Origin of the sequence: Faecalibacter rhinopitheci, from assembly GCF_015234135.1 — a bacterium.
GTDB lineage: Bacteria > Bacteroidota > Bacteroidia > Flavobacteriales > Weeksellaceae > Empedobacter > Empedobacter rhinopitheci.
Genome location: NZ_JADGIK010000005.1, coordinates 36943 through 55036, shown reverse-complemented (window position 1 = coordinate 55036; position 18094 = coordinate 36943). Strand labels below are relative to the sequence as shown.

34 protein-coding genes and 1 riboswitch are annotated in these 18094 nt (G+C 33.6%); of the genes, 29 read left to right on the top strand and 5 right to left on the bottom strand.

Translation table 11 applies throughout. The annotated features are described in order from the left end of the window. Position 1: 1 nt before the first annotated feature. The 15 genes from rpsJ to rpsN all read left to right on the top strand — a co-directional run bounded on the left by rpsJ (position 2) and on the right by rpsN (position 6718). A complete protein-coding gene (gene rpsJ / locus IM532_RS08245) occupies positions 2-307 on the top strand; it encodes a 30S ribosomal protein S10 (protein ID WP_019974208.1) in 306 nt (101 codons plus the stop codon). Between the two features lie 111 nt (positions 308-418). Continuing rightward, a complete protein-coding gene (gene rplC, locus IM532_RS08240) occupies positions 419-1048 on the top strand; it encodes a 50S ribosomal protein L3 (protein ID WP_194182985.1) in 630 nt (209 codons plus the stop codon). Beyond that, positions 1048-1677 (top strand): 50S ribosomal protein L4, encoded by a 630-nt coding sequence (gene rplD, locus IM532_RS08235; RefSeq protein ID WP_194182984.1) that lies wholly within the window; start codon positions 1048-1050, stop codon positions 1675-1677. The genes rplC and rplD overlap by 1 nt, the downstream gene beginning before the upstream one ends. A 7-nt stretch (positions 1678-1684) precedes the next feature. Then, positions 1685-1969: a 50S ribosomal protein L23 gene (rplW, locus tag IM532_RS08230; RefSeq protein ID WP_194182983.1), complete on the top strand. Its 285-nt coding sequence runs from the start codon at positions 1685-1687 to the stop codon at positions 1967-1969. Between the two features lie 15 nt (positions 1970-1984). After that, the gene (rplB, locus tag IM532_RS08225; RefSeq protein WP_194182982.1) at positions 1985-2809 is read left to right on the top strand and encodes a 50S ribosomal protein L2; all 825 of its coding nucleotides are present in this window, start codon (positions 1985-1987) and stop codon (positions 2807-2809) included. A 3-nt stretch (positions 2810-2812) separates the two neighbouring features. After that, the gene (gene rpsS, locus IM532_RS08220) at positions 2813-3091 is read left to right on the top strand and encodes a 30S ribosomal protein S19 (RefSeq protein ID WP_019974202.1); all 279 of its coding nucleotides are present in this window, start codon (positions 2813-2815) and stop codon (positions 3089-3091) included. Positions 3092-3100: 9 nt separating this feature from the next. Then, positions 3101-3517 carry a 50S ribosomal protein L22 gene (gene rplV / locus IM532_RS08215; protein WP_194182981.1) on the top strand — a complete coding sequence of 139 codons (417 nt, stop codon included), beginning with the start codon at positions 3101-3103 and terminating at the stop codon, positions 3515-3517. Between the two features lie 4 nt (positions 3518-3521). Beyond that, on the top strand, positions 3522-4238 hold the full coding sequence (gene rpsC, locus IM532_RS08210) for a 30S ribosomal protein S3 (protein WP_194182980.1): 717 nt from the start codon (positions 3522-3524) through the stop codon (positions 4236-4238). A 37-nt stretch (positions 4239-4275) separates the two neighbouring features. Then, the gene (gene rplP, locus IM532_RS08205; protein WP_121933341.1) at positions 4276-4695 is read left to right on the top strand and encodes a 50S ribosomal protein L16; all 420 of its coding nucleotides are present in this window, start codon (positions 4276-4278) and stop codon (positions 4693-4695) included. A gap of 23 nt (positions 4696-4718) precedes the next feature. Next, positions 4719-4907 (top strand): 50S ribosomal protein L29, encoded by a 189-nt coding sequence (rpmC, locus tag IM532_RS08200; RefSeq protein WP_194182979.1) that lies wholly within the window; start codon positions 4719-4721, stop codon positions 4905-4907. 16 nt (positions 4908-4923) lie between these two features. Beyond that, a complete protein-coding gene (gene rpsQ / locus IM532_RS08195) occupies positions 4924-5178 on the top strand; it encodes a 30S ribosomal protein S17 (protein ID WP_194182978.1) in 255 nt (84 codons plus the stop codon). 9 nt (positions 5179-5187) lie between these two features. Beyond that, positions 5188-5556, top strand: a complete 369-nt coding sequence (gene rplN / locus IM532_RS08190; protein WP_092907634.1) for a 50S ribosomal protein L14 — start codon at positions 5188-5190, stop codon at positions 5554-5556. Positions 5557-5566: 10 nt separating this feature from the next. Beyond that, positions 5567-5881 carry a 50S ribosomal protein L24 gene (gene rplX / locus IM532_RS08185; RefSeq protein WP_194182977.1) on the top strand — a complete coding sequence of 105 codons (315 nt, stop codon included), beginning with the start codon at positions 5567-5569 and terminating at the stop codon, positions 5879-5881. A gap of 1 nt (position 5882) precedes the next feature. Further along, on the top strand, positions 5883-6446 hold the full coding sequence (gene rplE, locus IM532_RS08180) for a 50S ribosomal protein L5 (protein WP_194182976.1): 564 nt from the start codon (positions 5883-5885) through the stop codon (positions 6444-6446). 2 nt (positions 6447-6448) lie between these two features. Further along, on the top strand, positions 6449-6718 hold the full coding sequence (rpsN, locus tag IM532_RS08175; protein ID WP_092907640.1) for a 30S ribosomal protein S14: 270 nt from the start codon (positions 6449-6451) through the stop codon (positions 6716-6718). Between the two features lie 55 nt (positions 6719-6773). Here rpsN and IM532_RS08170 read toward each other — a convergent pair whose 3' ends face one another. The 5 genes from IM532_RS08170 to thiM are packed head-to-tail and all read right to left on the bottom strand — an operon-like array spanning position 6774 to position 10306. Next, complete coding sequence (locus IM532_RS08170; RefSeq protein WP_194182975.1) at positions 6774-7412, bottom strand: HAD family hydrolase; 639 nt, start codon at positions 7410-7412, stop codon at positions 6774-6776. Further along, positions 7397-8059: a thiaminase II gene (gene tenA / locus IM532_RS08165; protein WP_194182974.1), complete on the bottom strand. Its 663-nt coding sequence runs from the start codon at positions 8057-8059 to the stop codon at positions 7397-7399. The genes IM532_RS08170 and tenA overlap by 16 nt, the downstream gene beginning before the upstream one ends. Next, on the bottom strand, positions 8043-8879 hold the full coding sequence (gene thiD / locus IM532_RS08160; protein ID WP_194182973.1) for a bifunctional hydroxymethylpyrimidine kinase/phosphomethylpyrimidine kinase: 837 nt from the start codon (positions 8877-8879) through the stop codon (positions 8043-8045). Before thiD ends, tenA begins: the two co-directional genes overlap by 17 nt. After that, complete coding sequence (thiE, locus tag IM532_RS08155) at positions 8854-9513, bottom strand: thiamine phosphate synthase (protein ID WP_194182972.1); 660 nt, start codon at positions 9511-9513, stop codon at positions 8854-8856. The genes thiD and thiE overlap by 26 nt, the downstream gene beginning before the upstream one ends. After that, positions 9503-10306 carry a hydroxyethylthiazole kinase gene (thiM, locus tag IM532_RS08150; RefSeq protein ID WP_194182971.1) on the bottom strand — a complete coding sequence of 268 codons (804 nt, stop codon included), beginning with the start codon at positions 10304-10306 and terminating at the stop codon, positions 9503-9505. The genes thiE and thiM overlap by 11 nt, the downstream gene beginning before the upstream one ends. 80 nt (positions 10307-10386) lie before the next feature. Further along, a riboswitch (TPP riboswitch) is annotated at positions 10387-10479 on the bottom strand. Positions 10480-10762: 283 nt separating this feature from the next. On the opposite strand from thiM, the gene rpsH reads away from it, so the two are divergent. The 14 genes from rpsH (at position 10763) to rplQ (ending at position 18044) form a co-directional block, all read left to right on the top strand. Further along, positions 10763-11164 (top strand): 30S ribosomal protein S8, encoded by a 402-nt coding sequence (gene rpsH, locus IM532_RS08145; protein ID WP_194183186.1) that lies wholly within the window; start codon positions 10763-10765, stop codon positions 11162-11164. Between the two features lie 19 nt (positions 11165-11183). Next, complete coding sequence (rplF, locus tag IM532_RS08140; RefSeq protein WP_194182970.1) at positions 11184-11729, top strand: 50S ribosomal protein L6; 546 nt, start codon at positions 11184-11186, stop codon at positions 11727-11729. Between the two features lie 13 nt (positions 11730-11742). Next, positions 11743-12090, top strand: coding sequence for a 50S ribosomal protein L18 (gene rplR, locus IM532_RS08135; RefSeq protein ID WP_194182969.1), 348 nt, complete (start codon positions 11743-11745; stop codon positions 12088-12090). A 16-nt stretch (positions 12091-12106) separates the two neighbouring features. Next, the gene (gene rpsE, locus IM532_RS08130) at positions 12107-12628 is read left to right on the top strand and encodes a 30S ribosomal protein S5 (RefSeq protein ID WP_194182968.1); all 522 of its coding nucleotides are present in this window, start codon (positions 12107-12109) and stop codon (positions 12626-12628) included. A 7-nt stretch (positions 12629-12635) separates the two neighbouring features. Further along, positions 12636-12815: a 50S ribosomal protein L30 gene (gene rpmD / locus IM532_RS08125; protein WP_317173001.1), complete on the top strand. Its 180-nt coding sequence runs from the start codon at positions 12636-12638 to the stop codon at positions 12813-12815. 24 nt (positions 12816-12839) lie between these two features. After that, positions 12840-13298, top strand: a complete 459-nt coding sequence (rplO, locus tag IM532_RS08120) for a 50S ribosomal protein L15 (RefSeq protein ID WP_194182966.1) — start codon at positions 12840-12842, stop codon at positions 13296-13298. Between the two features lie 13 nt (positions 13299-13311). Then, on the top strand, positions 13312-14685 hold the full coding sequence (gene secY, locus IM532_RS08115; protein ID WP_194182965.1) for a preprotein translocase subunit SecY: 1374 nt from the start codon (positions 13312-13314) through the stop codon (positions 14683-14685). A 12-nt stretch (positions 14686-14697) separates the two neighbouring features. Beyond that, positions 14698-14913 carry a translation initiation factor IF-1 gene (infA, locus tag IM532_RS08110; RefSeq protein WP_194182964.1) on the top strand — a complete coding sequence of 72 codons (216 nt, stop codon included), beginning with the start codon at positions 14698-14700 and terminating at the stop codon, positions 14911-14913. Positions 14914-14995: 82 nt separating this feature from the next. Then, on the top strand, positions 14996-15112 hold the full coding sequence (gene ykgO / locus IM532_RS08105) for a type B 50S ribosomal protein L36 (protein WP_013598490.1): 117 nt from the start codon (positions 14996-14998) through the stop codon (positions 15110-15112). Between the two features lie 12 nt (positions 15113-15124). Further along, the gene (gene rpsM, locus IM532_RS08100) at positions 15125-15502 is read left to right on the top strand and encodes a 30S ribosomal protein S13 (RefSeq protein ID WP_194182963.1); all 378 of its coding nucleotides are present in this window, start codon (positions 15125-15127) and stop codon (positions 15500-15502) included. Positions 15503-15513: 11 nt separating this feature from the next. Continuing rightward, entirely contained in the window at positions 15514-15903 is a 390-nt protein-coding gene (gene rpsK / locus IM532_RS08095; RefSeq protein ID WP_194182962.1) for a 30S ribosomal protein S11, read from the top strand. A 39-nt stretch (positions 15904-15942) separates the two neighbouring features. Continuing rightward, positions 15943-16545 (top strand): 30S ribosomal protein S4, encoded by a 603-nt coding sequence (rpsD, locus tag IM532_RS08090; RefSeq protein ID WP_194182961.1) that lies wholly within the window; start codon positions 15943-15945, stop codon positions 16543-16545. 22 nt (positions 16546-16567) lie between these two features. Further along, positions 16568-17560, top strand: coding sequence for a DNA-directed RNA polymerase subunit alpha (locus IM532_RS08085; protein ID WP_194182960.1), 993 nt, complete (start codon positions 16568-16570; stop codon positions 17558-17560). 10 nt (positions 17561-17570) lie between these two features. Next, positions 17571-18044 (top strand): 50S ribosomal protein L17, encoded by a 474-nt coding sequence (gene rplQ / locus IM532_RS08080; protein WP_194182959.1) that lies wholly within the window; start codon positions 17571-17573, stop codon positions 18042-18044. Positions 18045-18094 lie beyond the last annotated feature (50 nt).

The following is an 18094-nucleotide window of genomic DNA, read 5'->3' as shown; positions in this document are numbered from 1 at the left end:
AATGAGTCAAAAAATCAGAATAAAATTAAAATCTTACGATTATAGTTTAGTTGATAAATCAGCTGAAAAAATCGTAAAAACTGTAAAAGCTACAGGAGCTGTTGTTAATGGTCCAATTCCATTACCAACTCATAAAAGAATCTTTACAGTTTTAAGATCTCCTCACGTTAACAAAAAATCTCGTGAACAATTCCAATTATCAGCTCACAAAAGATTATTAGATATTTATTCTTCTTCATCTAAAACAGTAGATGCTTTAATGAAGTTAGAATTACCTTCTGGAGTTGAAGTTGAAATTAAAGTGTAGTTAAATTTTTTTTACTATATTTGCAATCTCAAAATAAATAGAAGAATCCTGTCGTCTCTAACGGCAGGTTTTCTTTAAATTTTATATTATTAATTAAATAAATTTATAACAATGTCAGGTATCATTGGTAGAAAGATCGCCATGACTAGCTTATTTGATGAGAAAGGAAAAAACATTCCTGTTACTATCGTACAAGCTGGGCCATGTGTGGTTACTCAAGTCAGAACCTTAGAGAAAGATGGGTACGTTGCTGCTCAACTTGGTTTCGATGACGCAAAAGAAAAAAACACAACTAAAGCTTTACAAGGACATTTCAAAAAAGCTGGTACAACTCCAAAACGTAAATTAGTTGAATTTTACGGTGAGGAATTTGTAAACTCAGTAAATTTAGGAGATATCGTTTCAGTTGATTTATTAACTGAAGGAGAATTTGTAAGTGTTACAGGTACTTCTAAAGGTAAAGGTTTCCAAGGTGTTGTTAAACGTCATGGTTTCGGTGGAGTTGGTCAAGCAACACACGGACAACATAACCGTTTAAGAGCTCCAGGATCTATTGGTGCTGGTTCAGATCCATCACGTGTATTCAAAGGAATGCGTATGGCTGGTAGAATGGGAGGTAAACAAATTACCGTTCAAAATTTACAAGTATTGAAAGTAGACACAGAGAAAAACCTTTTAATTATTAAAGGAGCTATACCTGGTCCAAAAAGTTCATACGTAATCGTTAGAAGATTCAAGTAATGGAAGTAGTAGTATTAAACATAAACGGTCAAGAGACTGGAAGAACAGTTTCTTTAGACGAGCAAATCTTCGGAATTGAGCCATCTACACATACAGTGTATTTAGAAGTAAAACAATACTTAGCTGCTCAACGCCAAGGAACACATAAATCAAAAGAAAGAGCTGAAATTGCGGGATCAACTCGTAAGATCAAAAAACAAAAGGGTACAGGTACTGCACGTGCGGGATCTATCAAATCTCCGGTTTTCCGTGGAGGAGGTAGAGTTTTCGGACCACGTCCAAGAAACTACTCTTTCAAGTTAAACAAAGCTCAAAAGAGATTAGCTAAAAAATCTGTATTATCTCAGAAATTAGCTGATAACGAAATTAAAGTTATTGAAAACTTCACATTTGAAGCTCCAAAAACTAAAGAATTTAAGTCTTTATTATCTAATTTAGGATTAGAAGGTAAAAAATCTTTATTCGTATTGGGTGAATCAAATAATAACGTATATTTGTCGTCACGCAATTTGCAAAAGACTAAAGTTGTAACTACTTCAGAATTAAATGTTTACGACTTAATCAATGCTTCTGAAATTATCTTTTTAGAAGGGTCATTAGCGTCGGTACAAGAAAATTTAAGTAAATAAAACGAAAATGGGAATATTAATTAAACCAGTAATTTCAGAAAAAGCAACTAGTAATAGTGAATTATTAGCGCAATATTCGTTTTATGTAGATACAAAGGCTAACAAGATTCAAATCAAAAAAGCTATTGAAGCAACTTACGGTGTGAATGTAGTTTCAGTTAGTACTTTAATTTCTGCTCCAAAGGTTAAAACTCGTTACACAAAAACAGGTTTTCAAACTGGAAAAACAAATAAAATGAAAAAAGCGATCGTTAGCTTAGCTGAAGGTCAAGCAATTGAGTTGTTCGGATAATTTAAGAATTAAAAAATGTCAGTAAGAAAATTAAAACCTATCACCCCAGGACAACGTTTTAGAGTAGTTAATGAATTCGCAGCTGTTGATAAAAACGCTAAGCCTGAGAAAACATTAATCGAAGGAAAATCTAAATCGGGTGGACGTAACAACACTGGTAAAATGACAATGCGTTATATCGGTGGTGGACACAAACAAAAATACCGTATCATCGACTTCAAACGTGAGAGAGAAGGTGCTGCAACTGTTGAATCTGTACAATATGATCCAAACAGAACTGCATTTATCGCTTTATTATCTTACGAAGATGGAGAAAAGAGATACATTATTGCTCAAAATGGTTTAAAAGCAGGTCAAGTGATTTATTCAGGAGACAATGTTGAGCCAGAAGTAGGTAATGCCATGAAATTAAAAAACATGCCTTTAGGTACAGTAATCTCTTGTATTGAGTTACGTCCTGGTCAAGGTGCTGTTATGGCAAGAAGTGCTGGTACTTATGCGCAATTAGTTGCACGTGATGGTAAATATGCTATCGTTAAGTTACCTAGTGGTGAATCAAGAATGATTTTAGTGGAGTGTAAAGCGACTGTTGGTGTGGTATCTAATACAGATCACCAATTAGAGGTTTCAGGTAAAGCTGGTCGTTCAAGATGGCAAGGTCGTCGTCCTAGAACAAGACCAATGGTAATGAACCCTGTTGATCACCCAATGGGTGGTGGTGAAGGTCGTGCAACCGGAGGTATTCCTCGTTCTCGTAACGGAATTCCAGCAAAAGGTTACAAAACCAGAGCTAAAAAGAAGTCGTCGAACAAATATATTGTTGAAAGAAGAAAAAAATAATTTATGGCACGTTCATTAAAAAAAGGACCATTCATCCACTATAAATTAGAAAAGAAAGTTCTTGCAAACGTTGAATCGGGTAGCAAAAACGTAATTAAAACTTGGTCTAGAGCATCAATGATTTCTCCTGATTTCGTTGGTCAAACGATCGCTGTTCATAATGGAAAGCAATTTATTCCAGTTTATGTTACTGAGAATATGGTAGGTCATAAATTAGGTGAGTTCGCTCCTACACGTACTTTTAGAGGTCATGCCGGAGCTAAAAACAAAGGAAAAAAATAGTAGAAGGCCATGGGATCTAGAAAAAGATTAAGTAACGAAAGAATCAAAGAAGCTAACAAGCAGGTAGCTTTCGCGAAATTAAATAATGTTCCTACTTCTCCTCGTAAAATGAGATTGGTAGTTGATATCATCCGTGGAGTTGAAATTCAAAAAGCTTTAGGTATTTTAAAATATACTAAAAACCACGCTTCTATCCGTTTAGAGAAATTGTTATTAAGCGCTATCGCTAACTGGCAAGTTAAAAACGAAGGAGCTGATGTTGAAGAAGCTGGATTATATGTTAAAGAAATCTCTGTAGACAGTGCGCGTCAATTAAAACGTATTCGTACTGCTCCTCAAGGTAGAGCACATAGAATCAGAAAACGTTCAAACCATGTAACTTTGGTTTTAGGAACTAAGGAAGATAAACAAAAAGTACAAGATTAAGAATATGGGACAAAAGACTAATCCAATCGGAAATCGTTTAGGTATCATCAGAGGATGGGATTCTAACTGGTACGGTGGAAATGATTACGGTGATAAGATCGCAGAAGATGCAAAAATTCGTACTTATTTAAGAGCGCGTTTATCTAAAGCCGGAGTTTCTCGTATTTACATTGATCGTACTTTAAAATTAGTTACTGTAACTGTAACTACTGCTCGTCCAGGTATCATTATTGGTAAAGGTGGACAAGAGGTTGATAAATTAAAAGAAGAGTTAAAGAAAATCACTGGTAAAGAGGTTCAAATTAACATTTTTGAAATTAAAAGACCTGAATTAGATGCAATCTTAGTAGGTGATAGTATCGCTCGTCAAATTGAGAATCGTATTTCTTACCGTCGTGCTATTAAAATGGCTATTACATCTGCAATGCGTATGAATGCAGAAGGAATCAAAGTTCAAATCTCTGGACGTTTAAACGGAGCTGAAATGGCACGTTCTGAAAGTTACAAAGATGGACGTATTCCTTTGTCTACATTCCGTGCAGACATTGATTACCACATCTCAGAAGCTCACACAACTTACGGTCGTTTAGGGATCAAAGTTTGGGTTATGAAAGGTGAGGTATATGGTAAGAGAGAATTATCTCCATTAGTTGGATTACAAAAGAAACAAAAGAAATCTAGCGGTAAAGGAGGTGAAAGATCTAATAATAGAAAGCGATAATTTAGTTTTATAACTAACATAAAGAAATTAAGTAGATATGTTATCACCGAGAAGAGTAAAATTTAGAAAAACCCAAAAAGGTAAGATGAAAGGAGTTTCTCACAGAGGAACTGAATTAGCTTACGGGACTTTCGGGATTAAATCTTTAGACGAAGCTTTTATTACAGCTCGTCAAATCGAGGCAGCTCGTATTGCAGCAACTCGTTTTATGAAGAGAGAAGGTCAATTATGGATTAAAATATTTCCAGATAAACCAATCACTAAGAAACCAGCAGAGGTACGTATGGGTAAAGGTAAAGGTGCTCCAGAATACTGGGTTGCTCCTGTACAACCAGGTCGTATTATTTTCGAAGTGGGAGGTGTGCCATTAGAGGTTGCTACTGAAGCATTGCGTTTAGCAGCTCAGAAATTACCTGTTAAGACTAGGTTTATCGTTGCACGTGATTTCCAAAATTAATTAATTCTAAAAATTAAGAAAAAATGAAAGCAGCAGATATTAAAAATCTAAGCGTAGAGGAGATCAAAGCTAAATTAGCTGAGGAAAAAGCAAACTACGATTCGTTAAAATTAACTAACGCAGTTTCTCCTGTAGGAAATCCAATCGGTATTAGAGACTTACGCAGAACTATTGCTCGTCTTAATACTGTATTAAACGAAAAACAATCATAACAGTAATCTGTAACTGATGGAAAGAAAATTAAGAAAAGAAAGAGTAGGTTTAGTTACATCTAATAAAATGGATAAAACCATTGTTATTGCTGAAACTAAGAAACAAAAGCACCCATTCTATGGGAAATTCGTTTTAAAAACGAAGAAATATACAGCGCACGACGAAGCTAACGAGTGTAACGAAGGTGACACTGTGCGTATCATGGAGACTCGTCCTTTGTCTAAGAACAAAAGATGGAGATTAGTAGAAATCATAGAAAGAGCTAAATAATAATAAGTTATGTTACAACAAGAATCTAGATTAAAAGTTGCAGATAACACAGGAGCTCGTGAAGCATTAGTAATCCGCGTTTTAGGTGGTACTAAAAGAAGATACGCATCAGTTGGTGACAAAATCGTAGTTGCTATTAAAGATGCAACTCCAAACGGAAACGTTAAGAAAGGTGCTGTATCTAAAGCTGTTGTAGTTAGAACTAAGAAAGAAGTTCGTAGAAAAGACGGTTCATATATCCGTTTCGATGATAATGCTTGTGTATTATTAAACACTCAAGGAGAAATGCGTGGTACTCGTGTATTCGGACCAGTTGCTCGTGAGTTACGTGATAAAGAATATATGAAAATTGTATCATTAGCCCCAGAGGTATTATAATAAGATCAACATGGCAAAGTTAAAAATTAAAAAAGGAGACAAAGTAATTGTTTTATCAGGTTCTTCAAAAGGACAAACTGGAACAGTATTACGCGTATTCCCTGACAAAGCTAAAGCTATCGTTGAAGGGGTTAATATCGCAAAAAAACGTGTAAAGCCAAGCGCACAGAATCCACAAGGTGGAGTTGTAGAAAAAGAAGCTCAAATCTATTTATGCAAATTGGCTTTAGTAGATCCTGAAACTGGGAAAGCAACTAAAGTAGCTATCCAAGAGGTTGATGGAAAAAAAGTAAGAATTGCTAAAAAATCAGGTAAAGCTATCTAAGATGAGTACAACTACATACACACCTCGTCCGCAGGTTAAATATAAAGAAGAGATTGTATCTGCCTTAATGGAAGAATTTGGATACAAATCAATTATGCAAGTTCCTAAACTAGAGAAAATTGTTTTATCTCAAGGTTTAGGTGCTGCTACAGCTGATAAAAAAATCGTTGATTACGCTATCGAAGAGTTAGAATTAATCACAGGTCAAAAAGCAGTTGCAACTATCTCTAAGAAAGATGAGGCAGCTTTCAAATTACGTAAAGGAATGCCAATTGGGGCAAAAGTAACTTTACGTGGTTCGAAAATGTACGAATTCTTAGATCGTTTAGTTTCTGCGTCTTTACCACGTGTACGTGATTTTAACGGAATTTCTTCAACAGGATTTGATGGTAGAGGTAACTATAACTTAGGTATCAAAGAACAAATCATTTTCCCAGAAATTTCTATTGATAAAATCAAGAAAATTCAAGGTTTAGATATTACATTTGTTACATCTGCACCAACAGACAAAGAAGCGAAAGCTTTATTAGCTAAGTTTGGATTACCATTTACTAAAGAACAATAATCATGGCTAAAGAATCAATGAAAGCGCGTGAGCGCAAAAGAGAAGCATTAGTTGCTAAATATGCTGCGAAAAGAACTGCTTTATTAGAAGCTGGTGATTACGAAGCATTACAAAAATTACCTAAAAACGCTTCTCCTGTACGTTTACACAACCGTTGTAAATTAACAGGACGTCCAAGAGGATACATGAGAACTTTCGGGATCTCTCGTGTAACTTTCCGTGAGATGGCAAACGAAGGGTTAATCCCAGGTGTTAAAAAAGCTTCTTGGTAATATACCATTAGCTATTAATATATTAATCCTTACTCTTTATTGAGTAAGGATTTTTTTATTGTATCATTTTGATGATTTCTCTAAAATCACTTAAATAATTGGGATGTTGAATATAGTCGGGATGTTTATATATTTTATACGTTAATCCTGCATTTTTTGCTGCATCTATTCCTGTCAACGAATCTTCGATTACTATAATTTCTTCTTTTTGTTTTTGGGATAATAACAAAGCTTTTAAATAAGGTTCTGCATCTGGTTTCCCTTTCAAAACATCATCAGCCGTAATTGTATGATCAAAATATGGATGGAGTTTTAATACCTTGAATGCATGATTTATCTGTTTACGCGATGAATTTGAAACAAGAAGAATCTGAATGTGATTTGATTTTAAATTTCCTAACATCTCAATCACATAATCATTCAATTTTATATAATGATGAAAATGTTCAACATAAAATAACTCAGTCCAATCAATAATTTCTTCATATAAATCTGTCGTAAATCGTTGCTGATTTTCTAGCATTAATTGTATGGCTTCATTCGTCGTGAAATTCAATCCATCATTTTCAAGTAAACAAGTTGCATTTAATTTGTATGTTTTCCCAACTTCCTCAAACATCAAATTCCATAATTGTAAACTGTCAACAATTACTCCGTCAAAATCAAAAAAAATTGCTTTTATTTTCTGTTCCATGTGATGTTTTCATAAGCAGCATTCCAAAACTGAAATTCTAATTCGCTTGCTTTTACAAAAGCTTCTAGCATTTGCGTTTTTATTTTATCAGTTGTTTCTTCTGCAATTTTGTCAACATACTGTTTTGCTTTTTTTACACCTTCGCCAAAATCTTCTCCGCTATACGTATCAATCCATTTTTGATAAGGATTATTTTCTTTTGATTGATTTTTGATGATTTCATCGCCTACTTCCTTATAAATCCAGAAGCAAGGTAAAACTGCAGCCAAAGCAACTTCGATAGGTTCGAATGTAACGGTGCTTTTTAAGAAATGCGAATAATGATGACAAACAGGTTGTGTTTCTATACTGATATTTTGTGCTAATCCAAAATCTTGGAAATAAGATTCGTGTAAAGCGCGTTCTACAATCAAGGCATTTTTACCAAATTCGAAAAAATCAATTGCTTGTTGATTGTCTTCAGATTTTGCACCAATCACTGCTAATACACGACCAAAATGTTCTAAATATTTTGCGTCTTGTAACATATAGAACTGAAATTTTTCTATTGGTAATGTTCCATTTCGTAATTCTTTTATAAACGGCATATTTATAATATCATCATAAATAGGCGCGATTGTTTTCCAAGCTTTAGTTGTGAATGTCATATGTTTTTAATTTTTGAGGATTGAATAAATGATTTAAAGGTCCATTTCCTTTGCCAATTGTTAAGTCTTTGCTTCCTAAAATTGCTTGCTCAATATATTTTTGTGCCAATTCTACACTTTCTGAAAGTGGAAATCCTAATGCTAAATTACTTGCAATTGCAGAAGATAAAGAGCAACCAGAACCGTGCGTATTTTTGGTCGCTATTTTTTGCGAAGTATAACTTTGGACAGATTGATTTTTTTGAAATAAATAACTCACTATTTCTTCTTGCTCCAAATGCCCTCCTTTCAATAAAAGATTTTGACAACCTAAATCCATAATTTTTTTTCCATAAGAAATCATCAAATCAGTCGAATCTATTTTATGATTAACCAACACACTTGCTTCATCAAGATTTGGTGTAATAAGTGTTGCCAAAGGAAAAAGTTTTTCAACACATGCTGCAATAGTTTCTTTTTTGATTAATCGATGTCCACTTGTCGCAACCATTACAGGATCGTAAACAATCGGATTCTTATAATCTTTAAGTTCTTCCGAGATAATATTCACTAACTCGACACTATGAACCATTCCAATTTTTATTGCATCAGGATAAATATCTTCTAAAATAGACTGAATTTGTTCTCGAATAGCTTCGGTTGGGATTTCGTAAATATTTTTTACGCCTTGTGTATTTTGAATTGGTAAAGCTGTCAACACATTTGTTGCATAGCAACCATGCGCGGAAATTGTTTTGGTGTCAGCTTGTATACCTGCGCCGCCACTTCCATCAAAACCTGCAATGGTTAAAACACTATATGGTTTTCGGATTGTATTCATTGTGATTGATAATTTGTTTTAAAATTTGTGCTGATCTTTTAGGATTACTACTTCCGCAAATGGCAGAAACAATAGCAACACTATCTGCACCAGCTTGTACAATTTTGGCAATATTATTTTCATTAATTCCTCCAATTGTGATCAAAGGTTTGGAAGTTTCTGGTTTCAAATTTTGTAATCCTTCATAACCCCATTCAGAAATTGTATTGGTTTTGGTTGGAGTAGAGAAAATAGGACTAACACCTAAATGATGTACAAATTGCATTTCATTTTCATTTAATTGCTCAATCACTTCTAACGACCAACCAATATTTTTTGGAGAGTCTGGATGATTGATAATTTCGGACGGTGAAATATCTGTTCTTCCTACATGTATTCCCCAAGAATTAACAGTAGTCGCAACTTCTAACGAATCATTGATAATCAATGGAATTGAGTAATGATCTGTAATTTTTTTTAGTTCAGTTGCTTTCGCGATATATTCTTTGGTTGTACAATCTTTTTCTCTTAGTTGAATGATGTCAACTCCACCTAAAATTGCTTGTTCCGCAATATCTAACCAATGATGATGAATGCAATCTTTTTCTGAAATGACTAAATATAACGGATAAGGAAAAACTGGATTAATTTTCATAAACAGAGATTCTCAAATGTGAACGAATTTCTTCTTCTGATAAATTATATAGAATATCATACAAATTCATCTGTAAGCTCCCAGGTCCGTTACTTTTTTGTTGCGCTAATTCTCCAGCCAAACTAAAAATTGACATACCACTGATTGTTTCTAGAAAAGCATTTTCATTAAGACCAATAAAAGCACCAATAATAGCTGTAGCCGAACAACCCAAACCTGTAACTTTTGTCATCATTTCGTGTCCATTTTTTATTTCTACGATTTGATGATTGTCAACTACAAAATCAGATGCGCCAGATATACATATAATAGAATCAAATTTTTGATTCAAATTTTGTGCAGCTTGCAATGCTTGATTACTTTGATGCGAACTATCGACTCCTTTTCCTTGAATATGACTGAAAGAATCTAAAGCCATAATCTCGGAAGCATTTCCTCGTATAACAGTTGGTTGATAAGTCAACAATTCTTTTAGTAAATCATTTCTGAAAGTTGAAATACCAGCACCAACAGGATCTAAAATCCAAGGTTTATTAATTTGATTCGCTTTTTTAGCAGCGATCAACATACTTTCTGCCCAATAATCATCTGCAGTTCCGATATTGATGACCAAAGAATTGGAGATTTCGACAATAGTTTCTATTTCTTTATGCGCATGAATCATAACAGGAGATGCACCAATTGCTAAAAGTGCGTTTGCTGTATTGTTCATAACCACAAAGTTGGTAATGTTGTGTACGAGCGGATTTTTTTTTCGTACAGCCTGTAAATTTTGAATGATTTGATTTTCCATTAATTGATAATTATGATAAAACAATTAATGGCTGAAGAGGATTTTTCTTTGAAATTAAAGCATACAATTATATCAATAATTGCATAAATATTGCTTTTCCCTACGTCGGTGTTAACCGTATCAGGTTCAAAGGGACTGTCTCAATTCTTTTTAGAATACCCCTAAAGCCAAATCAAATTTATATAAATAGTTTCAACATTACGCTATTTTTTCATTTTATTAATTTGATGAATGGTTTATAAAAGTAGTTTTTGATGCTTAATTTCTCAAAAATATATTTTTACGATAGGCTGTTTTACCTTAATCCCTAATTCTAAAATGATTAAAAATAAATTATTGAGATTAATTGTTTGTAATTAAAAAATATGCAATATATTTGCAACCCAAATGCATAGTGCATTTTGGTTAAATTTTAATTTTAAAAGTAGGGTAACTCCCTATACTATAGAATTATTTATGTATACAGATCCAATTTCAGATTTTCTAACTCGCGTTAGAAATGCAATGATGGCGGGACACAAAGTTGTGGAAATCCCTGCATCAAAAATCAAAAAAGAGATCACTAAGATCTTATTTGAACAAGGTTACATCTTAAACTACAAATTTGAAGGACAAGATCAACCTCAAGGTACAATCAAAATTGCTTTAAAGTACGACAAAGTAACTAAAGAACCAGCTATCCGTAAAATCAAAAGAGCTTCAACTCCAGGTTTACGTCAATATGCAGGATCTAAAGAATTACCTCGTGTATTAAACGGTTTAGGTATCGCTATCATCTCTACTTCTAAAGGTGTGATGACTGAGAAACAAGCTCGTCAAGAGAATGTTGGTGGTGAGGTTTTATGTTTTGTTTACTAATATTTAAAAGCAAGTAATTATGTCAAGAATAGGAAAAGCAAGCATCAATGTACCAGCTACTGCTACAGTTGAATTTAAAGATAACGTTGTAACTGTTAAAGGTAACAATGTAACGTTAGTTCAAACTGTAAAAGAAGGTTTTGATATTACTATCGAAGAAGGAGTTTTAACAGTTGTTCGTCCAGATGATTCTAAAGAAAACAGAGCTTTACATGGTTTATACCGTGCGTTAATCAATAACATGATTATCGGTGTAACTGAAGGTTTCAAAAAACAATTAGAATTAGTAGGTGTTGGTTATAGAGCATCAAACCAAGGACAAAGATTAGATATGTCATTAGGTTTCTCTCACAATGTCGTAATGGAAATTCCTGCTGAAGTAAAAGTTGAAACTTTAACTGAAAAAGGTAAAAATCCAATTATTACTTTATCATCACATGACAACCAATTATTAGGTATGATTGTAGCTAAAGTAAGAGGTTTCCGTAAACCAGAACCTTACAAAGGAAAAGGTATCAAGTTTGTAGGAGAAATTATTAGAAGAAAAGCAGGTAAATCTGCATAAAAATCATTGAAAAATGGCATTATCTAAAGTTGAAAAAAGACAAAAAATAAAAAGACGCGTACGTCGTAATATTTTCGGTACTGCTGAAAACCCACGTTTATCAGTTTACCGTTCTAATAAAGAAATTTACGCTCAAATCATTGATGATAACTCAGGAGTTACTATCGTTGCTGCATCTTCTCGTGAAGAAAAGTACGAAGGAACTAAAACTGAAATCTCAGGAGCTGTTGGTAAAGCATTAGCTGCAAAAGCGATTGCTAAAGGAGTTGAAACTGTAGTTTTTGATCGTAACGGTTTCGTATATCATGGTAGAATTCAAGCTTTAGCTGATGGAGCTAGAGAAGGAGGATTAAAATTCTAAAAAAGAGAAAGAAATTATGTTAGGATTTAAAAACGTAGAAAGAGTAAAACCAACAGGTTTAGATTTAAAAGACCGTTTAGTTGGAGTACAACGTGTTACTAAAGTAACAAAAGGAGGTAGAGCATTTGGTTTCTCTGCAATCGTAGTTGTAGGAGATGCAAATGGAGTTGTAGGTTATGGTTTAGGGAAATCTAAAGATGTAGCTTCTGCAATTGCTAAAGCTATTGAAGATGCTAAGAAAAACTTAGTTCGTATTCCTTTAAATGGAAATTCAATTCCTCATGAACAAGAAGCTCGTTTCGGTGGTGCGCAAGTATTCATCAGACCAGCTGCAAAAGGTACTGGAGTTATCGCTGGTGGTACAGTTCGTGCAGTATTAGAATCAGTAGGTATTAAAGATGTATTATCTAAATCTAAAGGTTCATCTAACCCTCATAATGCAGTTAAGGCTTCTATGCGTGCTTTATTAAGCTTACGTTCAGTAGAAACTATCGCTCGTCAAAGAGGTATTTCTATAACTAAAGTGTTTAACGGTTAATATTAATATCATGAAAGTAAAAGTAAAACAAACACGTAGTGCTATCAATCGTGATAAATCTCAAAAAGCAACTTTAGTAGCTTTAGGATTAAAAAAGATGAATCAAGTTGTTGAACATGAATCAACTCCTCAAATTGAAGGGATGATCCGTAAAATTCAACATTTAGTACAAGTAGAAAGAGCTTAATCGCTAACCTTTAAAAGATTAAAAATGAATTTAAGTAATTTAAAACCAGCTGCTGGTTCAGTAAAAAATAAATTCCGTAAAGGTAGAGGTGAAGGTAGTGGAAACGGTTTGACTGCAGGTCGTGGACACAAAGGTGCTAAATCTCGTTCTGGTTATTCAAGAAAAATCGGATTCGAGGGTGGACAGATGCCTTTACAAAGACGTTTACCAAAATTTGGTTTCAAAAATATCAACCGTGTTGAATATAAAGGAGTCAATTTAGATACTATCCAAGAATTAGTTGATAACAACAAAATCACGGATACATTAAACAAAGAAATTTTAGTACAGTTAGGATTAGCTCACAAAAACGATTTAGTTAAAATCTTAGGTCGTGGTGAGTTAAAAGCTACAGTTACAATTACAGCTGACAAATTCACTCAAACTGCACAAGCAGCTATTGAAAATGTTGGAGGTAAAGTTGAATTAATTAACGCTAAGTAATATTTTTTTATAGATGAAAGGGTTTATTCAGACCATAAAAAATATCTGGAGCATAAAAGAATTAAAGGAAAAGTTATTTTTAACTTTTCTTTTAATTCTGGTTTATAGATTAGGTTCTTATATTCCGCTACCAGGTGTCGATATTAACGAAGTAAATCGTTATGTTGCAGACCAAGCAAGTGCAAACTCTGGAATTTTAGGATTATTAAACTCTTTTACCGGAGGTTCTTTTAGTAGAGCTTCCGTTTTGGCGTTAGGAATAATGCCATACATCTCTGCATCAATTGTGGTGCAATTAATGGGATTAGCGGTTCCTTACATTCAAAAACTACAAAAAGAAGGAGAAAGCGGTAGAAACAAAGTAAATCAAATTACTCGCTGGTTAACAATCGGAATTTGTCTTGTACAAGCTCCAGCTTATCTTACATTGGTAACTTCACAGATTTTACCATTTGATCCTGCATCACCATATGCATTCTATTTAGTTCCACCATCGAACTTTTGGTTCTGGTTTCCTTCAGTAATCATTTTAATTACAGGAACAGTCTTTTCGATGTGGATGGGAGAAAAAATTACAGACAAGGGAATCGGTAATGGTATTTCAATCTTAATTATGGTTGGTATCTTAGCAGATTTACCTCGTGCTATTTTAAATGCATTTGAGACAGATGCAAGTGGTGGTATTATCTTTTTGTTAGAGATGTTAGGTTTAATCCTTGTAATTGCATTATGTATTATGATTGTCGCAGCAGTACGTAAAGTACCTGTACAATATGTAAAAAGAGCACAAACATCAAGTAGTTCATATATGAGATCAGTAACAGATTCTGTACGTTCTTATATTCCTTTAAAGGTAAATGCTGCTGGTGTAATGCCTATTATCTTTGCACAAGCAATTATGTTTTTACCAGGAACACTAGCAAGTTATGTTTTAGAGGACGATAGTGTAATAAAACAATTCTTTACAAAAATGGCAGATCCATTTACGTTAGAGTATAATTTAATCTTCGGATTTTTAATTATCATCTTTACTTATTTCTATACAGCAATTACAATTCCTGTAAATCAAATGGCTGAAGATCTAAAACGAAATGGAGGAATCATCCCAGGAATTAGACCTGGTAAAGAAACTGCAGATTTTTTAGATGATATTTTATCAAAAATTACGTTACCTGGAGCAATTTTATTAACTTTGCTTGCTGTTTTGCCAGCGATTGTTAAATTATTAGGTGTTGAACAAAATTTAGCTATGTTCTTCGGAGGTACATCAATGTTAATTATGGTTGGTGTGATTCTTGATACAGTACAGCAAATCAATACTTATTTACTGAACCATCGTTATGACGGATTAATGTCGTCAGGAAGAACATCAAGTGATATAGCTTAATTTAAAATTAAAATGGCTAAACAAAAACATATTGAACAAGACGGAACAATTACAGAAGCATTATCAAATGCAATGTTCCGTGTTGAATTAGAAAATGGACATGTCGTTACATGTAATATTTCTGGTAAGATGCGTATGCACTACATTAAATTATTACCAGGAGATAAGGTGAAAATCGAAATGTCTCCATATGATTTAAGTAAAGGGCGTATTTCATATCGTTACTAATAATTTAAGATATTTAATAATGACTGGAGATAGGATTAATAGGTAATATTAGTTCTATCGGATTATAGATAAATTTATAAAGATGAAAATTAGAGCATCCATTAAAAAGAGAAGCGCCGACTGTAAAATTGTGCGTCGTAAAGGACGTCTGTATGTGATCAACAAAAAGAATCCTAAGTTTAAACAAAGACAAGGTTAATTATTTAGAATTATGGCAAGAATTTCAGGTGTAGATTTACCTAAAAATAAAAGAGGGGTAATCGGACTTACATACATTTACGGTATCGGTAGAAGTACAGCTTCTACAATCTTAGCTGAGAACAACATCTCAGAAGATAAAAAAGTTAGCGAATGGACTGACGAAGAGATCAATGCAATCCGTGCGTCAATCAACGACAACTTTAAAGTTGAAGGAGAATTACGTTCAGAAATCCAATTAAACATCAAACGTTTAATGGATATCGGATGTCAAAGAGGTATTCGTCACAGACTTGGTTTACCTTTACGTGGTCAAAGAACTAAAAATAACTCACGTACAAGAAAAGGTAAGAAGAAAACAGTTGCTAACAAGAAAAAAGCCACTAAATAATAAATAGGATCATGGCAAAAAATCAAAAAGTAGTTAAGAAAAGAAAAGTAGTTGTTGAGGCTACTGGACAAGCTCATATTCAAGCATCGTTTAATAATGTTATCATTACTTTAACTAATAAAAATGGTGAAGTAATTTCTTGGTCTTCAGCAGGTAAAATGGGATTCCGTGGTTCTAAAAAGAACACGCCTTACGCTGCTCAAGTTGCTGCTCAAGACGCTACAACAGTTGCTTACGAAGCTGGATTAAGAAGAGTAAAAGTATTTGTTAAAGGACCAGGGCAAGGACGTGAGTCTGCGATCAGAACTATCCATAATAGTGGAATCGAAGTTTCTGAAATCGTTGATGTAACTCCATTACCACACAACGGATGTCGTCCTCCTAAAAAGAGAAGAGTATAATCTTTTCTTTATTAACAATTAATTTTAATAGAATAAATCATGGCAAGATATACAGGACCTAAAACAAAAATTGCAAGAAAATTTGGTCAACCAATTTTCGGAGACGATAAATCTTTTGAGAAAAAGAAATATCCTCCAGGGCAACACGGACCTAACAAAAGAAGAGCTAAAAAATCTGAGTATGCTATCCAATTAGCAGAAAAGCAAAAAGCAAAATATACTTACGGTATTTTAGAAAAACAATTTTCTAACTTATACAAAAAAGCTAACGCTACTAAAGGGATTACAGGTGAAGTATTATTACAATTATGTGAATCTCGTTTAGATAATGTAGTATACCGTTTAGGAGTTTCTAATTCTCGTGCTGGTGCTCGTCAATTAGTTTCTCACAGACATATTACTGTTAACGGAGAAGTAGTAAACATTCCATCTTACCAATTAAAAGCTGGTGATGTTATTGCTGTTAGAGAAAAATCTAAATCTTTAGCGCCTATTACTAACGCATTAAATTCTCGTAGAGAATATGATTGGTTAGTATGGAACAACGAACAAACTTCAGGAACTTTCTTAAAGACTCCAGAAAGAGTTCAAATTCCAGAAGACATTAAAGAGCAATTAATCGTCGAGTTATATTCTAAATAAACCTTAAAATCAGACTAATAAAATGACTATTTTAAATTTCATCAAACCTGACAAGGTAATCTTAGTAGAATCTGATTCTAACTTTGGACAATTTGAATTCCGTCCATTAGAGCCAGGATATGGGATTACTGTTGGAAATGCTCTTCGTAGAGTATTACTTTCTTCATTAGAAGGTTTCGCAATTACTTCAATCAAAGTTGAAGGAGTAGAGCACGAATTTTCAACAATTCCAGGGGTAGTGGAAGATGTTACAGAGATCATTTTAAATCTGAAAAAGGTTCGTTTTAAGAAACAAATTGATGAATCAGATGCTGAAACTGTAACTGCTACTATCTCAGGGCAAGATCAATTAACAGCAGGTGATTTAGGGAAGTTTATCTCTGGTTTTCAAGTTTTAAACCCTGAATTAGTAATCGCTAACTTAGATTCAAAAGTGAATTTGACAATCACTTTCACGATTGAGAAAGGTAGAGGATACGTACCAGCTGAAGAGAATAAAAAGGCTTCTGCGCCAATTGGTACTATAGCAATTGATTCAATTTACACTCCTATTAAGAATGTAAAATATGCAATTGAAAACTACCGTGTTGAGCAAAAAACTGATTATGAAAAATTAGTTTTAGAAATCACTACGGATGGTTCTATAACTCCACAAGATGCTTTAACTGAAACAGCTAAAATCTTAATTCACCATTTCATGTTATTCTCTGATGAAAGAATCACTCTTGAAGCAGAAGAAGTAGCATCTGGTGAGACTTATGATGAAGAAGCATTACATATGCGCCAATTATTAAAAACTAAATTGGTGGATATGGATTTATCAGTAAGAGCATTGAATTGTTTAAAAGCAGCTGAAGTTGAAACTTTAGGCGAATTAGTTTCTTTCGCAAAATCTGACTTAATGAAATTCAGAAACTTTGGTAAGAAATCTCTTACTGAGTTAGAAGAATTGGTGGACAGCAAAGGGTTAAACTTTGGAATGGACATCGTAAAATATAAGTTAGACGTAGAATAATATTATTACAATGAGACACGGAAAAAAATTCAATCATTTAGGTAGAACTGCCTCTCATAGAAGAGCTTTATTATCTAACTTAGCTATATCATTAATCACTTACAAAAGAATTAATACAACTGTAGCTAAAGCGAAGGCTTTACAAAAATACGTTGAGCCTTTATTAACAAAGTCTAAAACAGACGATACAAACAACCGTCGTGTTGTTTTCTCATACTTACAAAATAAAGAAGCCGTTACTGAATTATTCAGAACAGTAGCTCCTAAAATTGCAGACCGTCCAGGTGGATACACTCGTATCATCAGAACTGGTTTCCGTTTAGGTGATAGCGCTGAGATGGCTATGATCGAGTTAGTAGATTTCAATGAAATCTATTCTAACGCGAAAGTTGAGAAAAAAGCAACAACTCGTCGTGGACGTAAAAAAGCAACTGAAACTGTTGAGGAAACTCCAGCTACAGAAGCTAACGAAGAACAAGCTTAATCTTAACGATTATAGATAAAAAAAGGACTCCATTTGGAGTCCTTTTTATT

What these genes read in the sequence shown, in the direction of transcription:
- rpsJ (WP_019974208.1), top strand. Translation starts at nt 2, where the DNA reads ATGAGTCAAAAAATCAGAATAAAATTAAAATCTTACGATTATAGTTTA.
- rplC (WP_194182985.1), top strand. Translation starts at nt 419, where the DNA reads ATGTCAGGTATCATTGGTAGAAAGATCGCCATGACTAGCTTATTTGAT.
- rplD (WP_194182984.1), top strand. Translation starts at nt 1,048, where the DNA reads ATGGAAGTAGTAGTATTAAACATAAACGGTCAAGAGACTGGAAGAACA.
- rplW (WP_194182983.1), top strand. Translation starts at nt 1,685, where the DNA reads ATGGGAATATTAATTAAACCAGTAATTTCAGAAAAAGCAACTAGTAAT.
- rplB (WP_194182982.1), top strand. Translation starts at nt 1,985, where the DNA reads ATGTCAGTAAGAAAATTAAAACCTATCACCCCAGGACAACGTTTTAGA.
- rpsS (WP_019974202.1), top strand. Translation starts at nt 2,813, where the DNA reads ATGGCACGTTCATTAAAAAAAGGACCATTCATCCACTATAAATTAGAA.
- rplV (WP_194182981.1), top strand. Translation starts at nt 3,101, where the DNA reads ATGGGATCTAGAAAAAGATTAAGTAACGAAAGAATCAAAGAAGCTAAC.
- rpsC (WP_194182980.1), top strand. Translation starts at nt 3,522, where the DNA reads ATGGGACAAAAGACTAATCCAATCGGAAATCGTTTAGGTATCATCAGA.
- rplP (WP_121933341.1), top strand. Translation starts at nt 4,276, where the DNA reads ATGTTATCACCGAGAAGAGTAAAATTTAGAAAAACCCAAAAAGGTAAG.
- rpmC (WP_194182979.1), top strand. Translation starts at nt 4,719, where the DNA reads ATGAAAGCAGCAGATATTAAAAATCTAAGCGTAGAGGAGATCAAAGCT.
- rpsQ (WP_194182978.1), top strand. Translation starts at nt 4,924, where the DNA reads ATGGAAAGAAAATTAAGAAAAGAAAGAGTAGGTTTAGTTACATCTAAT.
- rplN (WP_092907634.1), top strand. Translation starts at nt 5,188, where the DNA reads ATGTTACAACAAGAATCTAGATTAAAAGTTGCAGATAACACAGGAGCT.
- rplX (WP_194182977.1), top strand. Translation starts at nt 5,567, where the DNA reads ATGGCAAAGTTAAAAATTAAAAAAGGAGACAAAGTAATTGTTTTATCA.
- rplE (WP_194182976.1), top strand. Translation starts at nt 5,883, where the DNA reads ATGAGTACAACTACATACACACCTCGTCCGCAGGTTAAATATAAAGAA.
- rpsN (WP_092907640.1), top strand. Translation starts at nt 6,449, where the DNA reads ATGGCTAAAGAATCAATGAAAGCGCGTGAGCGCAAAAGAGAAGCATTA.
- IM532_RS08170 (WP_194182975.1), bottom strand. Translation starts at nt 7,412, where the DNA reads ATGGAACAGAAAATAAAAGCAATTTTTTTTGATTTTGACGGAGTAATT.
- tenA (WP_194182974.1), bottom strand. Translation starts at nt 8,059, where the DNA reads ATGACATTCACAACTAAAGCTTGGAAAACAATCGCGCCTATTTATGAT.
- thiD (WP_194182973.1), bottom strand. Translation starts at nt 8,879, where the DNA reads ATGAATACAATCCGAAAACCATATAGTGTTTTAACCATTGCAGGTTTT.
- thiE (WP_194182972.1), bottom strand. Translation starts at nt 9,513, where the DNA reads ATGAAAATTAATCCAGTTTTTCCTTATCCGTTATATTTAGTCATTTCA.
- thiM (WP_194182971.1), bottom strand. Translation starts at nt 10,306, where the DNA reads ATGGAAAATCAAATCATTCAAAATTTACAGGCTGTACGAAAAAAAAAT.
- rpsH (WP_194183186.1), top strand. Translation starts at nt 10,763, where the DNA reads ATGTATACAGATCCAATTTCAGATTTTCTAACTCGCGTTAGAAATGCA.
- rplF (WP_194182970.1), top strand. Translation starts at nt 11,184, where the DNA reads ATGTCAAGAATAGGAAAAGCAAGCATCAATGTACCAGCTACTGCTACA.
- rplR (WP_194182969.1), top strand. Translation starts at nt 11,743, where the DNA reads ATGGCATTATCTAAAGTTGAAAAAAGACAAAAAATAAAAAGACGCGTA.
- rpsE (WP_194182968.1), top strand. Translation starts at nt 12,107, where the DNA reads ATGTTAGGATTTAAAAACGTAGAAAGAGTAAAACCAACAGGTTTAGAT.
- rplO (WP_194182966.1), top strand. Translation starts at nt 12,840, where the DNA reads ATGAATTTAAGTAATTTAAAACCAGCTGCTGGTTCAGTAAAAAATAAA.
- secY (WP_194182965.1), top strand. Translation starts at nt 13,312, where the DNA reads ATGAAAGGGTTTATTCAGACCATAAAAAATATCTGGAGCATAAAAGAA.
- infA (WP_194182964.1), top strand. Translation starts at nt 14,698, where the DNA reads ATGGCTAAACAAAAACATATTGAACAAGACGGAACAATTACAGAAGCA.
- ykgO (WP_013598490.1), top strand. Translation starts at nt 14,996, where the DNA reads ATGAAAATTAGAGCATCCATTAAAAAGAGAAGCGCCGACTGTAAAATT.
- rpsM (WP_194182963.1), top strand. Translation starts at nt 15,125, where the DNA reads ATGGCAAGAATTTCAGGTGTAGATTTACCTAAAAATAAAAGAGGGGTA.
- rpsK (WP_194182962.1), top strand. Translation starts at nt 15,514, where the DNA reads ATGGCAAAAAATCAAAAAGTAGTTAAGAAAAGAAAAGTAGTTGTTGAG.
- rpsD (WP_194182961.1), top strand. Translation starts at nt 15,943, where the DNA reads ATGGCAAGATATACAGGACCTAAAACAAAAATTGCAAGAAAATTTGGT.
- IM532_RS08085 (WP_194182960.1), top strand. Translation starts at nt 16,568, where the DNA reads ATGACTATTTTAAATTTCATCAAACCTGACAAGGTAATCTTAGTAGAA.
- rplQ (WP_194182959.1), top strand. Translation starts at nt 17,571, where the DNA reads ATGAGACACGGAAAAAAATTCAATCATTTAGGTAGAACTGCCTCTCAT.